We start from the raw sequence: 13,442 nt of genomic DNA on the forward strand, positions 1-13,442 counted from the left end.
CCTTACTGTCCGGATTTTCGTTTCAATTCATCCAGAGCCACATTCAACCGTAAAACATGGACTCTGGGCTCCCCAAACACCTGCCACTGACGGCTTTCAGTAAACTCATCAACCAGCTCACGCAGCTTGACTGCATCAATTTGTCGTGCTTTGGCGATGCGATTGATCTGATACTCTGCTGCTGCAATACTGATATGAGGATCAAGGCCGCTCGCGGAGGCCGTCACCAAATCCACCGGGACCGGTGCATTATTGGTGGGATAGGCAGCTTGCAATGCCTTGATGCGAGCAGAAACGGCATGGATTAATGCCGGATTGGTCGGACCCAGATTGGAGCCCGCAGACGCCTCAGCATTATACGGCTGAGGTCCGGTGGCTGAGGGACGCCCCCAAAAGTATCGAGTTGCCGTGAACGGCTGGCCGATTAAAGCCGAACCTTTTGCGTGCCCCTGCTCATCGACGATGAGGCTGCCGTTGGCTTGATCAGCAAACATGAGTTGGGCCAGTACGGTAACAACTCCCGGATAAATAACCCCGGTAATCAGTGTCAATATCATCAACAGCATCGCAGCGGGTTTTAAATAAGTAGACATATTGGCTTCCTCTTACACCAGATTCATTGCAACTAAAAGAAGATCTATCCCCTTGATGCCGACAAACGGAACGATCAAACCACCGACGCCATAGACCAGCAAGTTGTTTTGCAGCAGTTTCTCGGCGCCGACCGGCTGGTATTTGATACCTTTCAAGGCCAGAGGAATCAGGGCAATGATGATCAATGCATTGAAAATTACGGCCGAAAGAATTGCACTGGACGGTGTGGCTAATCCCATCACATTCAGTACATTCAAGCCAGGATAGGTTGTAGCAAATGCGGCAGGAATGATCGCAAAGTATTTAGCGACATCATTGGCAATGCTGAATGTAGTCAGCGCGCCCCGGGTCATCAGCATTTGCTTGCCGGTTTCGACTATTTCGATCAACTTGGTTGGGTTGGAATCCAGATCGACCATATTGCCGGCTTCCTTGGCTGCTTGGGTGCCACTGTTCATTGCCACCGCCACATCGGCCTGCGCCAAAGCCGGTGCGTCATTGGTGCCGTCGCCGGTCATCGCCACCAGTCGGCCATCAGTTTGATGTTGGCGGATCAGGGCTAGCTTGGCTTCCGGGGTGGCTTCTGCCAGAAAGTCGTCGACTCCGGCTTCTGCGGCAATGGCGGCAGCCGTCAACCGGTTGTCACCGGTGATCATGATGGTCTTGATACCCATCTGCCGTAATTCAATAAAACGCTCCTTGATGCCGCCCTTGACGATGTCTTTCAACTCAATCACCCCCAAGGCTTGCTTCCCTTCGGAGACCACCAGAGGCGTACTGCCGCGACGCGACACATCGTCAACCAGCGATTTAAGTTCTTGCGGAACCTTGCCCCCCTGTTCTTCAATAGAGGCACGAATAGAATCAGCCGCACCTTTACGAATTTGACGGCCTTGCAAATTGACGCCACTCATCCGGGTTTGAGCGCTAAAGTGAACAAAAGTCGCCCCTAGCGAATGAATATCCCGCTCACGTAAACCGTATTTGTGCTTGGCAAGTACCACGATACTGCGGCCTTCCGGGGTTTCATCTGCCAATGAGGCCAATTGTGCGGCATCGGCCAATTCCTTATCGGTAATCCCTTTAACAGGAAAGAACCCTGAAGCTTGACGATTACCCAAGGTAATGGTGCCGGTCTTGTCCAGCAACAGCACATCAACATCGCCGGCGGCTTCGACGGCCCGGCCTGAGGTAGCGATAACATTCTTTTGCATCATGCGGCCGATGCCGGCAACACCAATCGCCGACAACAAGCCGCCAATGGTGGTTGGGATCAAGCACACCAACAAGGCGACCAATACGGTAACGGAGATCGGGCTACCGCTACCGGCAGTTTCCACGCTATACAAAGAGAACGGCAGCAAAGTGACCGTCGCCATCAGAAAAACTAAGGACAGAGCCACCAGCAGAATGGTCAGCGCGATTTCGTTAGGGGTTTTCTGGCGTTTGGCGCATTCCACCATAGCAATCATCCGATCCAGAAAGGTTTCACCCGGATTCGTAGAAATCTTCACGACCAGCCAATCGGATAAGACCCGTGTACCGCCGGTAACGGAACTGAAGTCTCCGCCTGACTCGCGGATCACCGGCGCGCTTTCGCCGGTGATTGCGCTTTCGTCTACCGATGCCACGCCCTCTATCACCTCGCCGTCGCCCGGCACATAATCTCCGGCTTCAATCAACACCACATCATCTTTACTCAAGCTGGAACCGGCAATTTTGGAATAGTTGCTGCCGTAGCGGGGTTCATCGAGTTTTTTGGCGGCAATATCGCGCTTGGCGGTGCGTAAAAATGCCGCTTGGGCTTTACTGCGCCCCTCGGCTATCGCTTCGGCAAAGTTGGCAAATAGCACGGTAAACCATAGCCAGAGGGTAATGCTCAGAATGAAACCGGCGGACTCCTCGCTTTCACCGCTCAGTGCTTGCAGCCACAACACGGTGGTGAGCAGGCAGCTCAGATAGACCACGAACATCACCGGGTTCTTCCATTGCTGCTTCGGCGTGAGTTTGGCAAAAGCGTCGAATAACGCTTGTTGCAAGATTTGCGGATCCATTAAGGATGTTGAAACGAGTTTGCTAGTCATAGTGTTACCAGTATGAAATTAGTGTTGGCCGATCATTTGTAAATGCTCGACAATGGGTCCCAAAGCCAGTGCCGGCACGAAGGTCAAGGCACCGACCATCAGTACGGTGATAATCAGCAATACCGCAAACAATGGAGTATGAGTCGGCAAGGTGCCGGGCCCCACCGGTACTTTTTTCTTGGCAGCCAAGGAACCTGCAATCACCAATACCGGAATCATCAGCCAATAGCGGGAGAACAACATCGCCGAACCCAACATGAAGTTATAGAAGGGGACGTTGGCCGACAAACCGCCGAAGGCACTACCGTTGTTGTTTCCGGCCGAAGAATAGGCATACAGCACCTCGCTGAAGCCGTGGGCACCGGGGTTGAAAATCGAGGCTTTGCCGGCATCCAGCATAAGGCTTAACGCCGTGCCACCCAGCACCATAAACGGCGGGATCAAAATCACGATAGCCGCCATTTTCATCTCGTAGGCTTCGATTTTCTTGCCCAGGTATTCCGGCGTGCGACCTATCATCAAACCGGCGATGAACACCGCGACGATGGCGAATACGATCATGCCGTATAAGCCGGAACCAACCCCGCCATAAATCACTTCACCCAATTGCATCAGCCACATCGGTACCATGCCGCCGATGGGGGTGTATGAATCGTGCAAGGAGTTGACCGAACCGTTGGAAGCAGCCGTCGTTGCCACGGCCCACAGGCCGGAGTTGACGATACCGAAGCGAGCTTCCTTACCTTCCATGTTGCCGCCTGCCTGTTGGCTGTTAGCAGTCTGATCGACGCCCAGCGCGGATAACGCCGGATTGCCACTTTGCTCGGCAGACACCATGACGAAGATCAGAGCCACGAACACCAACGTCATTGCACCCAATATAGCCCAGCCTTGACGGGTGTCGCCCACCATCACTCCAAAGGTGTAGCACAGCGCGGATGGAATCAGCAGGATCGCCAGCATTTCCAGAAAGTTGGACAGCGGCGTGGGATTTTCATACGGATGGGCCGAGTTGACGTTGAAAAAACCACCGCCATTGGTGCCCAACTGCTTGATCGCGATCTGCGAAGCGGCAGGTCCCAGAGCTAAAGTTTGCTGTTGAATTTGCACGGTAACGGAGACAGGTTTACCTTCGGCATCCACCACGGCTTTGCCATCAGCATCCAGTTTTGGTACTGAGTAGCTGACCGACTCCTGCAAGTTAACCGTCTGATACGGATTAAAGCTCTGCACCACGCCCTGTCCGACCAGCACGATCGCCAGCAAAAACGATAAGGGCAGCAGGATGTACAAGGTGCTGCGGGTCATATCGACCCAGAAATTACCGATACTGTTGCTGTTACGGCGGCTTAAACCTCGAATCAGCGCCACCAGCACCGCCATACCGCTGGCGGCAGACAGGAAATTCTGTACCGATAAACCGAGCATTTGGGTCAGATAGCTCATCGTCGTTTCGCCTCCATAGCCCTGCCAGTTGGTATTGGTGGTGAAACTGACGGCGGTGTTGAACGAGGAATCCGGCGTCACCGCAGGCAATGCTTGCGGATTCAACGGCAGCACGTCCTGAAAGCGTTGCAGCACATAAACCACAAGCAGTCCCAATAGATTGAAAGCCAATAACGCCAGAGCGTACTGCGTCCAGCGCATCTCCTGTTCCGGATTGACGCCGCTAAGGCGATAGAACAAAAGTTCAATCCCGGCGAATCCGCGGTTCAGACCCACCGATTCGTCTTGATAAACACGCGCCATATAAGTGCCCAAAGGCTTGGTCAGCGTCAGCAGCACGATGACGTAAATTGCAATCTGTAACAAACCTTGCGCTGTCATCAGAATTTCTCCGGATAAAACAAAGCCACGACCAGATAAACGAACACGGCCACTGTCAGCCCGCTGCTGAGTAGATAAATCCAGCTCATGATTGCCCCCGCAATGATTCGCAGCCGCTGATCATCAGCGCGGTCGTTACAAAGAACGTTGCGGTTAATAAAAAATACGCGATGTCCATCTGTATTACCTCTTGGAAAAGTGAAAAATTAAGCTTTGCAATGGGGCCCTGATTGCGTCATTTACAATGTACCGGTTGTTACGGTAAAAAAGTCGTAAAAAAATTCAAAAAGACTGTAAAGAAAATGTAAAACTTTTAGCGGCCTATTGCCACCATCAATGGATGAATGGTTGCCGGAGAATCATTTACCCGATTTTTCGGTGAAGTTATTGACCAACTGGACTTGAGTTGGTTGACAGGTCATTACACCGGACGAGCCTCTGCGAACGATGCCTTTCCAGCCGTAAGCTCGAGCAGGCGACTCACTATTCGGTAGCCTTCCGAATTCAGCCTGTCAATGTCAGATCGAATTGAGGCTGAATTTTAAGCTGCCAGATAAAGTTCAGTGTTTTACTCGTTACATACCTTGCGCCTCATAGGTAGGACCTAAGGCTTGGTCGAACTTGTTCTGTCCCTGGATTACATTCTTGAACTTGAACTTGAATGAATTTGCGGTGAAAATGAACACACATTACAAATCATTCCGAATGGTCGAAATTATCCCGACAATTCCCAGTTTGATGATAAAAAAAGGGAGGCGTAAGCGTTGCGGGGATGGACAGCAGAGGCATGCTGCCGTCAAGCCCCCATGGATGGGTTTACGGCGTTCCTCGCAAGGCTTATGCCAACCCTCAAAACTACATTAAAAAGTTCAAACTGAGAATTGCTTAAATATTCCAAGCGGTCGCCACATCTTTCCTTTATTCCAATGGCAAGAATCAATCGCGAAAATCGGCTAGGAAAACATCAGCTTAAAGATACAAAGGTCTGGAAAATGAGATGGGAATAAAACAACTCATCCCTAAACACTTCATATTGATAATCCTTGGGGTAACGAGAACGGTGTTGGCAAATGATTTAATAATTGATGACCGAAAAAGTGGCAGTCTGAAATCCAACCTGGGCATAGAATGGCGAGTGGTCACCGACCGGGTAATGGGCGGAATTTCCAGCGGCACGCTCACCCTGGATAGATACAGAGGAAGGGACTGCCTACGGATGCAAGGGGACGTCTCAACTGAGAACAACGGTGGTTTTGTGCAAATAGCTTTGTCATTGTCTGATCAAGACCACTTCGATGCATCAATTTTTGCCGGCATTGTCATAGAAGTAGCCGGCAACAACGAAGAATACAACCTGCATTTACGCACTTCAGACCTTGAATTCCCCTGGCAATCCTATCGTGCCAGCTTCAAAGCCACCCGCGACTGGCAAACCTTCCGCATTCCTTTTGCCGATTTGGTTGCCTATAAAACAACACAGAAATTCCGCCCGGATAAACTGATACGTATCGGACTGGTGGGTATCGGGCGAGACTTTATGGCCGATCTATGCCTCGCCTCTATCCTTTTTTATAGTGAGGATAATTAGATGCCTTATACCTTTTCCCGAATCCTATTCGTCAGTTTACTGGGCATGGCTTCCTGCACACAGGAATTACCGCAAACACTCGAAACCATCGCTGATGCGAGAATTCACAAAGCTAAATTCATTGATAGGGGTGAGCCGGGTGATTCGGTAGGCGATATCCTGGCATTCGACCAACCCTTACTAAACAAAAAGGCTGAACAGATCGGGAACAATAGCGGCACGTGCATACGCACACGCACGGGCCACAGCTTTCAATGCCAATGGACCTTGACCCTGAAAAACGGCAGCATCCAGGTGGCAGGCCGGGAACTTGATGAAGGGGCGTCAGAGATAGCGATTGTTGGTGGCACAGGCCGATACGCGGGCATCAGCGGGCAAATGGAATCCGTCAACAATGGAGATGGTACTTTTACACAAACTTTGCACTATTGGATTAGATAACTGAAGTTTCCTAAAAACGCATCAAGCCATCCTTTGTGCCCAAGGATACAGACTTTGATTGGCTTTTGCGGCATGATCGAAGTGCGTTTCACAGCCAAAAATACGCTGACCCACTTTGGAGTTGATAAAGTCATCCACGGCGACCCACAAACGGGCATCGGTCAGTGGCGAGGGAATAAGATCCATAGACTTGACCTTAGCTGTTGCCAGGGCAGCGTCGAGAAAGCCCTAAAGGTAAAAAAAGCTTCTGCTTGATCTCAATACCGAACCGGGACACCTTACCCGCACAGGAAATTGGACGCTATCGACGAGATGAAGAGGACGATAATGGCGAGTAACGTTTAGATAAACAACGAAGACTGCTCTAGACCGAGATCAGTATCGGAAAAAAGCGCTTACGCTTAGAGAGGACGTAAAAGATCACTTAGAATAAACATGAATGAGGTCTCTTTATTCGTATATTCAATGACTTAGAAACAGACACGACACCCCAAAACAGGACCCCATTCACCTATAAGTTATTGTTTTGAAAGCACGAGTATATACTAGTGGGTATTGCCTTGAAATAATTGGGAAACTTCAGTTTATGAAATCAAAAGATTTAAAAGAGAACATTCCCGCCAAGAGAGTTTCGCTTGGACACGCGCTTAAGAAAAATGAGAAAATCAAAAAAACTGTCAAGAAGGCTGCCGATGAACTTACATCGGTAAATGAAGTTTTAAAGCAAGAAAAAGTCTCTGTTCAGAGTATGAAACAGGCCATCATTCAGAATGAAGATATTGAACAAAAAGTTTCGAAAGCCGCAGTCGATTTGAAGTTGGTTAATATCAAGCTCACCGAAGAAATAGCTCAGCGAACTGTCATCGAATCCGAACTCGCCAAAACGAAGACCGACTTGGCCGAAGCGCGAGATGATTTTTCAAAAGCCCAGGTAAAAACGGAAGAAGCGCAACAAATTGCGCTTCAGGACGCACTTACAGGCCTTCCCAACCGAGTCTCATTTAAACAGGGTCTCGACCAGGGGTTGATCCAGGCAAAACGGCACAGTTGGGGACTCGCCGTCCTATTTATTGACATCGACAAATTCAAGAATATCAACGATTCTTATGGTCATGATATGGGCGATCAGGTGCTGTTGATGGTGGCAAATCGTTTAAAGTCTTTTGTACGCGATGAAGACATAGTCAGTCGCTGGGGGGGCGACGAATTTGTATGCCTGTTGTTCGAAGTCAAGCGAGAAGCCGACGTGACTCGCCTTGCAGAGCAGATGATAAATCGGATTGCCGAAGCGTGCGAGTTTGATGGGACAGTTCTTTCTATAAGAGTCAGTATCGGTATTGCCATCTATCCCGCAGATGGAGATACGGCTGATGTTCTTTTCAAAAATGCCGATACAGCAATGTATAAAGCCAAGGTATCAGAGAAGCGTGTTGTGCTGTTCAGAGAATCGGGTGAGTGAAATGCGGGTTAACAAAGCGTGTAGCCGGTTGGTTCCATTTTTTTAGAAACCCAACAATTAACGCCATGGCCTTGAAATGATAGGGTTAGAGGAGACCGAAGACACCGTCTCCGTCTTCCCACAGAACCGTGCGTACGGGCGCGTACCAAACTTCACCTAAGTTAGACTCATGAGTCACGTCGAACCAGTGTGCTGGCTTTTGGTCGGATCGAATGGCTTGGCCTTTACCCTTGATAAACCAATCATTAGGCTAAGCTCTGAACACCGCCCCGCCGTGCTTAGCGCCCTCCAATTGCGGCCTGTAAAGGCAACAGCAAAAGTCAACTTGGCAAGTGGATAATTGTCGCAGGCCCCTGGCGGCTGGGGATTTTCGCATAATCCTATGGAACTTTGCCGGCGTTTATATCTGTATTTACTATTCAAGCGATAGTGATACTCCGATTTTGAAGCAACACGCCCATTTCCGCCGCTGAAACCGGTTTACTGAAAAGATATCCCTGGACCAGATCGCATTGCTGGTCACGTAAAAAACGGAGTTGCTCCATAGTTTCTACACCTTCAGCTATAACGCAAAGCCCAAGTTCATGCGCCAGACTGATGATCGCCCGCACAATAGCCGCATCCTCTGCGTCGGAAGGTATATTACATATGAAAGATCGGTCTATTTTTAATTTATCAACGGCAAACCTCTTAAGATAGGCCAACGAAGAATACCCGGTACCGAAATCATCAATGGATAGCTTAATCCCGGCGGACTTCAAAGCCTGCAAAGTAGCAATAGTGGTTTCCGCTTCGCTCATGACTATACTTTCGGTCAGCTCCAATTCCAGCCAGGATGCGTCGAGACCGTAATCCTTTAAAGCATCAGCGATAGTTTCCCGTAAATCACGCCGGCGGAACTGCAGGGCGGAAAGATTAACAGCCATAACAACCGGCGCCAGGCCCTGACGCTGCCATAGCGCATTTTGACGGCAGGCCTCGCGTAACACCCAAGCGCCGATAGGCACAATCAAACCGGTATCCTCAGCCAAAGAAATGAATTTGCCGGGCAGGACCAGACCCAAATCAGGGTGCCGCCAGCGTAATAAAGCTTCCATACCCGTTAATCTGCCATTTTCGGAATCTATCTCAGGTTGATAAAACAGCTCAAACTGGCCTTGTTCCAAAGCACGGCGTAACTGACTTTCCAAAGACATGCGTTCCATTGTTTCCGTATTCATGCCGACAGTAAAAAATTCGTAATTGTCACGTCCATTTTGCTTAGCACTGTACATAGCGGTATCGGCATTTTTCAACAGCGTGTCGAAATCATTTCCATCTTCCGGAAACAGGGCAATTCCGATACTGGTGGTGACAGTCAGCTCATATCCATCACAGTTAAACGGGGAACGCAGACTATCAAGAATTTTTCGCGCTATGACGGCAGAATCCTCCGCCTCACTGATCGCTGGTTGCACGAGAACAAATTCATCCCCACCCACACGCGCCACCGTATCGGCTTCGCGCAAGGCCTGAACCATCCGTTCCCCTACCTGGATCAGCAAATTATCGCCAACGCCGTGTCCCATTGAATCATTGATGAGCTTAAAACGATCCAGGTCGAGAAACATCACGGCAACATGTTTATTCTCGCGCCGCGCCATGCTGATAGCCTGCTCCAGCCTGTCGCGCAGCAAAACCCGATTAGGCAATTGAGTCAGGGGGTCGTAGTGCGCGAGAAAAGCAATGTAGTCGGAGTCGGCTTTAGCTTCAGTAATGTCTGAAAAAATTCCGATGTAATTAACAATACGCCCCCCTCCGTCTTTTACCGTGCTGATCGACAGCCATTCGGTATAAATTTCGCCATTTTTACGGCGGTTCCACACTTCGCCCTGCCAACGTCCTTGTTCCAGTAACGACTGCCAGACTTCCTGGTAAAAATCAGGTCCATGACGGCCGGATTGGAGCAGGCGCGGATTACGCCCCATCACTTCCGAGCTGGAGTAACCGGTAATCCGATAAAAAGCGTTGTTGGCTGAAACAATATTATTGTCGGTATCGGTGATGAGAATGGCGTCCAAGGCATTATCAAAAACTTGCTTTGCCAAAATGAGTTGTTTCTCGGCCTTGCGCTGCTCGGTAATGTTTCGCATCAAAGCCCACATTTCCAATGGCTGGCCGATTTCGTTACGGCGCAGAATAAACTGGGCCATTACCTGAACGAATTGACCATCAATACGTTGAAGTTCCAGTTCAACTTCGCGAGTAAATCCTCGCACCAGAAGTTCATCCAGTACCAATTTTTTCAGCCGCGCAAGGAATTCAGGCTTAATCAAATCGCTCAAGGTAAGGAATTGCAACATTTCTGTAGACTGATAGCCGATCAAATCCAGAAAAGCCAAGTTGCACTCCAAAATTCGGTCATTGTCGACTCTGGCGCTAACCAGGTTATCCGTTTTCATGGCGACTCCGCCGCCGGCGCCTGTGATGGACATGGGTATCTGGCTTAGAGTAAACAATACCTGATAGCGATCCTGCACCTCACGCAATGCCGCTTCGGCCCGGATTGACCGGCCGCATTTCAATAATGCTTCTTCCAGGATGGCCGGATTTATTGGCTTCACGACATATTTGTCTACGCCTAGATCGATGGCGCGTTGAAAATAGTGCGGTTCCTCAAAAGCGGTAGTAATGACAATGGGTATATCCGGACTAATGGCTCTAATCGCTTCGCACATTTTCAGCCCATCCATTACGGGCATCAAAATATCGGTAACGACAATATCCGGTTTGCGGCGCTAAAAATAATTAGAGATAAACGTTGCGGGCCAATTCATTTGAGGGGGCGAAACAACCTGAATAGCCATACGTTCTATATTATTACGTCTAGGTTACAAAGGGTGGCGCTATTAAAATGTCTTTACCCTACCTTATGACAGTCTAATGCCGCCACATAAAAAGAGTCAGTGTAGCTCTGCTACCGAATACCCTCTCAAGTTTTATCCAATCGGGCTTTTAGAGCATATTTTTCACGATCGATTTCTCCCCGGGTACGAACACCCAATCGGCGTAATAAAGGTAAGGGAGGACACCAACCTTGTAAGCCATGCAGCAAAAGAAAGGGCAACACAATCCCTGGCAAAAATAACCATTTTCGATTGGCCGTTAGCCCGAGAATCAGGCCGGTTAGGGCTAAAGTTGATGCATTGACTTCAAGCAACCTCTCGATGTCCCATTCTTTATCCAACGATTGAATACGTTCTAAAGTCTCCGCCTGACTTTTGTCTTTGTATAGATGAATATTGAGATCCGTTTGGTGATCTATTGCTGCATTTACATGGGCAGCGGTAGATTTACGAACTCGATCCGGGCTTGATTTTGTTGAATCTTCAGCTTTGAATACTGACATGATGCTTCTCCAATTACTTCTGAATCTATAGATAATTTGTATCTACTCACCCACTTTGAATTGAGGCCATAGGCGCTTGATTTCAAAGGAATCAAGCACCTACACCCAATAATAAAGGGTGGAGGTAAGCAGATACGTTAATTTAACGCTTCAGATTCTTTGCGCAACGCCAATGGGCGGCATTAAAGTCGACTTCAGCGATAGCTTCTTTTTCCATACAAAGCCAATACTTGGCCGGCTTCAATTCCGTTTTACACGCAGCAGAAAGCGGCACTATCGGGGCCGTTCCTGTTTCTTTGTCTTTTTCCTGATGTTCGAAGCGCTGAGTGGCGCGTAAGCAGATATCGTAGGCCTCACTTTGCATATCTGCAGCGTTGCCATCGGTATTTTTCGGGGCCATTCGTGATTCGGTTTCAGAAGGCTCGACCGGTTTATTTTGAGGGCCGTTAGGCAAGTCAGCCTTACAAAGTAGGGGCATAGTGATGATCAGAATAAATCCTGCAATTAATTTACGCATGTTAGAACTCCTCTAAGAACGGTTTTTCAAGGAAAATCGATTACACGGTATGTATATGCCTGCTGCTCAATACAGTCTGTACGCTTATTCACATAGCGTCGGTAGTGTGCAGAATTTGTGTTAATCGATAAAGGTTGAAACGAGGGCTTTTCGGGTTTTCTCTTGGGGAGGATGGGTTCGAGAGCCCTTTACATTGGGCCTCGGTACCGAATTGCGCCATAAATACGGGCAAAGAGAAAACCCCGCAATTTGCGCCGCCTGGCCGCTAGACAACAGGCCTTTTTCTTACAACTTTCCCGCCAGCATCATTTGAATTTCCTGGGTGTCTATCCTGATACAGGGGGACGGTATCGGGTAACCGGATGTGTATCATTTGAATGATTATTCCACTATCTTTAAATTGGAGGTCAGCTCAAGTAATACAGATTTTATTTCCTTGATATTTCCGGCGCCTCGCTGCCTTTGAAAAACATCCCATTGTTTTCCCATAACACCGCGTATTGGCCCAAGCGGGATTTCTTATCCAAAGCATCGGCAACCGCTTGTTTTAAAGCCGCATGAATCATCAGGCTTTTTTCGGAAGGCTGTTTTTTGTTTGAGTTCATGAGTTCGCCTCTCGTAATAAATGCCGCATGTTCCACTTATCAAGTCAGTCGTTTAAAGTGCTCGTGTTGGCAAGCCTTTTCATCGAATGAATAGGTAAATACGCATCCCTGCTTTTTATTTAATTGGGCAATAAAATAATCAGAGAAATCGGCATTACCGATTTCATAATCCCGCAGGGCTAAACTGGCTTCTGAATGCGATGAGAACAGTAAATCCTGACATCCCAATACTGCTGCAAAATATCCAAAATCACCGCTTTGTCATAGCCGTAAGCTCGTTTGAGCACCCAGACAATTTCGCAGAGTGTAATCTCGTTGATAAATAGCCGGGTTTCGGTCGAACACTGTTCTTCGATCAAATCCGTCGCCAATTTCGATTGCTGTTCGTCATCTTGAACCAGATAGCGAACGATGACATTGGTATCCAAGCCGATCAACGTTTTGCGCCTTCTAGCTGAATCGCGTTTTCCATGTCTTCAAGACTGACCGGATGAACCGGTCTGGGGGCAATGCCCTTCAGTCGTTTAATCGATTGTCCGCCCTGCTCCACCTGCTCATGTTCTTCAACCACCACAAGGACTTTTACCTTGTTAACCGGCGGTGGAACGCCTAGCCAATTCAATTTGCCGTTCTCATAGAAGGCTTCGTAACTTTTTAACATGGGTTTACCTCTTGGGCATGCTCGCATCCTTGCAGACTGGACCCCGGTAATCCCTGCCGGGGTGACGGGTTCATTGTTTTGCATCGTAAGCCAACGCGTTGGCCTTCAATTGTTGCGTTACGCGCTATCGAGCTAACCCAATCTTCACTATTTGGCCGATTTTGCGAGCCGTCGAGAGTGACGTCGTTCAGGCATACCCTCTGGGGCACGAAGGGATCGCCGGACCAATCCGCCGGGAGCGGATTAGCACTTGCCCGAAGGGAGCCGGGCAGTATCGT

14 protein-coding genes are annotated in these 13,442 nt (G+C 49.0%); 3 read left to right on the forward strand and 11 right to left on the reverse strand.

Annotated elements, in window-relative coordinates; translation table 11 throughout:
- Nucleotides 1–2 precede the first annotated feature (2 nt).
- From kdpC to kdpF, 4 genes are read right to left on the reverse strand one after another with little or no spacing between them, the layout of a single operon-like run.
- Nucleotides 3–593: a potassium-transporting ATPase subunit KdpC gene (kdpC, locus tag GO003_RS02910; RefSeq protein WP_159651811.1), complete on the reverse strand. Its 591-nt coding sequence runs from the start codon at nucleotides 591–593 to the stop codon at nucleotides 3–5.
- Between the two features lie 12 nt (nucleotides 594–605).
- Nucleotides 606–2,678, reverse strand: coding sequence for a potassium-transporting ATPase subunit KdpB (kdpB, locus tag GO003_RS02915; protein WP_159651809.1), 2,073 nt, complete (start codon nucleotides 2,676–2,678; stop codon nucleotides 606–608).
- 18 nt (nucleotides 2,679–2,696) lie between these two features.
- Complete coding sequence (gene kdpA, locus GO003_RS02920) at nucleotides 2,697–4,505, reverse strand: potassium-transporting ATPase subunit KdpA (protein WP_159651807.1); 1,809 nt, start codon at nucleotides 4,503–4,505, stop codon at nucleotides 2,697–2,699.
- Complete coding sequence (kdpF, locus tag GO003_RS02925; RefSeq protein WP_159651805.1) at nucleotides 4,505–4,594, reverse strand: K(+)-transporting ATPase subunit F; 90 nt, start codon at nucleotides 4,592–4,594, stop codon at nucleotides 4,505–4,507. The genes kdpA and kdpF overlap by 1 nt, the downstream gene beginning before the upstream one ends.
- 908 nt (nucleotides 4,595–5,502) lie before the next feature.
- On the opposite strand from kdpF, the gene GO003_RS02935 reads away from it, so the two are divergent.
- Both GO003_RS02935 and GO003_RS02940 read left to right on the forward strand, forming a co-directional pair.
- Entirely contained in the window at nucleotides 5,503–6,093 is a 591-nt protein-coding gene (locus tag GO003_RS02935; RefSeq protein WP_159651803.1) for a CIA30 family protein, read from the forward strand.
- Nucleotides 6,094–6,534, forward strand: a complete 441-nt coding sequence (locus GO003_RS02940) for a dirigent protein (RefSeq protein ID WP_206444563.1) — start codon at nucleotides 6,094–6,096, stop codon at nucleotides 6,532–6,534.
- A 21-nt stretch (nucleotides 6,535–6,555) separates the two neighbouring features.
- Here GO003_RS02940 and GO003_RS02945 read toward each other — a convergent pair whose 3' ends face one another.
- Nucleotides 6,556–6,720: a hypothetical protein gene (locus GO003_RS02945; RefSeq protein WP_159651801.1), complete on the reverse strand. Its 165-nt coding sequence runs from the start codon at nucleotides 6,718–6,720 to the stop codon at nucleotides 6,556–6,558.
- A gap of 400 nt (nucleotides 6,721–7,120) precedes the next feature.
- Here GO003_RS02945 and GO003_RS02950 point away from each other — a divergent pair, with 400 nt between their 5' ends.
- Entirely contained in the window at nucleotides 7,121–7,993 is an 873-nt protein-coding gene (locus tag GO003_RS02950) for a GGDEF domain-containing protein (protein WP_159651799.1), read from the forward strand.
- A gap of 419 nt (nucleotides 7,994–8,412) precedes the next feature.
- Here GO003_RS02950 and GO003_RS26365 read toward each other — a convergent pair whose 3' ends face one another.
- The 6 genes from GO003_RS26365 to GO003_RS02980 form a co-directional block, all read right to left on the reverse strand.
- Nucleotides 8,413–10,755 carry a GGDEF/EAL domain-containing response regulator gene (locus GO003_RS26365; RefSeq protein WP_331001656.1) on the reverse strand — a complete coding sequence of 781 codons (2,343 nt, stop codon included), beginning with the start codon at nucleotides 10,753–10,755 and terminating at the stop codon, nucleotides 8,413–8,415.
- Between the two features lie 209 nt (nucleotides 10,756–10,964).
- The gene (locus GO003_RS02960) at nucleotides 10,965–11,381 is read right to left on the reverse strand and encodes a hypothetical protein (protein ID WP_159651795.1); all 417 of its coding nucleotides are present in this window, start codon (nucleotides 11,379–11,381) and stop codon (nucleotides 10,965–10,967) included.
- A 142-nt stretch (nucleotides 11,382–11,523) separates the two neighbouring features.
- On the reverse strand, nucleotides 11,524–11,898 hold the full coding sequence (locus tag GO003_RS02965) for a hypothetical protein (RefSeq protein WP_159651793.1): 375 nt from the start codon (nucleotides 11,896–11,898) through the stop codon (nucleotides 11,524–11,526).
- A gap of 428 nt (nucleotides 11,899–12,326) precedes the next feature.
- On the reverse strand, nucleotides 12,327–12,503 hold the full coding sequence (locus GO003_RS02970; RefSeq protein ID WP_164505696.1) for a hypothetical protein: 177 nt from the start codon (nucleotides 12,501–12,503) through the stop codon (nucleotides 12,327–12,329).
- A gap of 179 nt (nucleotides 12,504–12,682) precedes the next feature.
- A complete protein-coding gene (locus tag GO003_RS02975) occupies nucleotides 12,683–12,940 on the reverse strand; it encodes a PIN domain-containing protein (protein ID WP_206444562.1) in 258 nt (85 codons plus the stop codon).
- Nucleotides 12,937–13,164, reverse strand: a complete 228-nt coding sequence (locus tag GO003_RS02980; RefSeq protein WP_159651791.1) for a hypothetical protein — start codon at nucleotides 13,162–13,164, stop codon at nucleotides 12,937–12,939. Before GO003_RS02980 ends, GO003_RS02975 begins: the two co-directional genes overlap by 4 nt.
- Between the last annotated feature and the right edge of the window lie 278 nt (nucleotides 13,165–13,442).

Origin of the sequence: Methylicorpusculum oleiharenae, assembly GCF_009828925.2 — a bacterium.
In the GTDB taxonomy this organism is placed as follows: domain Bacteria; phylum Pseudomonadota; class Gammaproteobacteria; order Methylococcales; family Methylomonadaceae; genus Methylicorpusculum; species Methylicorpusculum oleiharenae.

Bases quoted from the DNA above. Each gene is read 5' to 3' on its own strand.
- kdpC (WP_159651811.1), bottom strand. From the start codon at position 593: ATGTCTACTTATTTAAAACCCGCTGCGATGCTGTTGATGATATTGACA.
- GO003_RS02935 (WP_159651803.1), top strand. From the start codon at position 5,503: ATGGGAATAAAACAACTCATCCCTAAACACTTCATATTGATAATCCTT.
- GO003_RS02980 (WP_159651791.1), bottom strand. From the start codon at position 13,164: ATGTTAAAAAGTTACGAAGCCTTCTATGAGAACGGCAAATTGAATTGG.
- kdpF (WP_159651805.1), bottom strand. From the start codon at position 4,594: ATGAGCTGGATTTATCTACTCAGCAGCGGGCTGACAGTGGCCGTGTTC.
- kdpB (WP_159651809.1), bottom strand. From the start codon at position 2,678: ATGACTAGCAAACTCGTTTCAACATCCTTAATGGATCCGCAAATCTTG.
- kdpA (WP_159651807.1), bottom strand. From the start codon at position 4,505: ATGACAGCGCAAGGTTTGTTACAGATTGCAATTTACGTCATCGTGCTG.
- GO003_RS02945 (WP_159651801.1), bottom strand. From the start codon at position 6,720: ATGGATCTTATTCCCTCGCCACTGACCGATGCCCGTTTGTGGGTCGCC.
- GO003_RS02940 (WP_206444563.1), top strand. From the start codon at position 6,094: ATGCCTTATACCTTTTCCCGAATCCTATTCGTCAGTTTACTGGGCATG.
- GO003_RS02970 (WP_164505696.1), bottom strand. From the start codon at position 12,503: ATGAACTCAAACAAAAAACAGCCTTCCGAAAAAAGCCTGATGATTCAT.
- GO003_RS02950 (WP_159651799.1), top strand. From the start codon at position 7,121: ATGAAATCAAAAGATTTAAAAGAGAACATTCCCGCCAAGAGAGTTTCG.
- GO003_RS02965 (WP_159651793.1), bottom strand. From the start codon at position 11,898: ATGCGTAAATTAATTGCAGGATTTATTCTGATCATCACTATGCCCCTA.
- GO003_RS02960 (WP_159651795.1), bottom strand. From the start codon at position 11,381: ATGTCAGTATTCAAAGCTGAAGATTCAACAAAATCAAGCCCGGATCGA.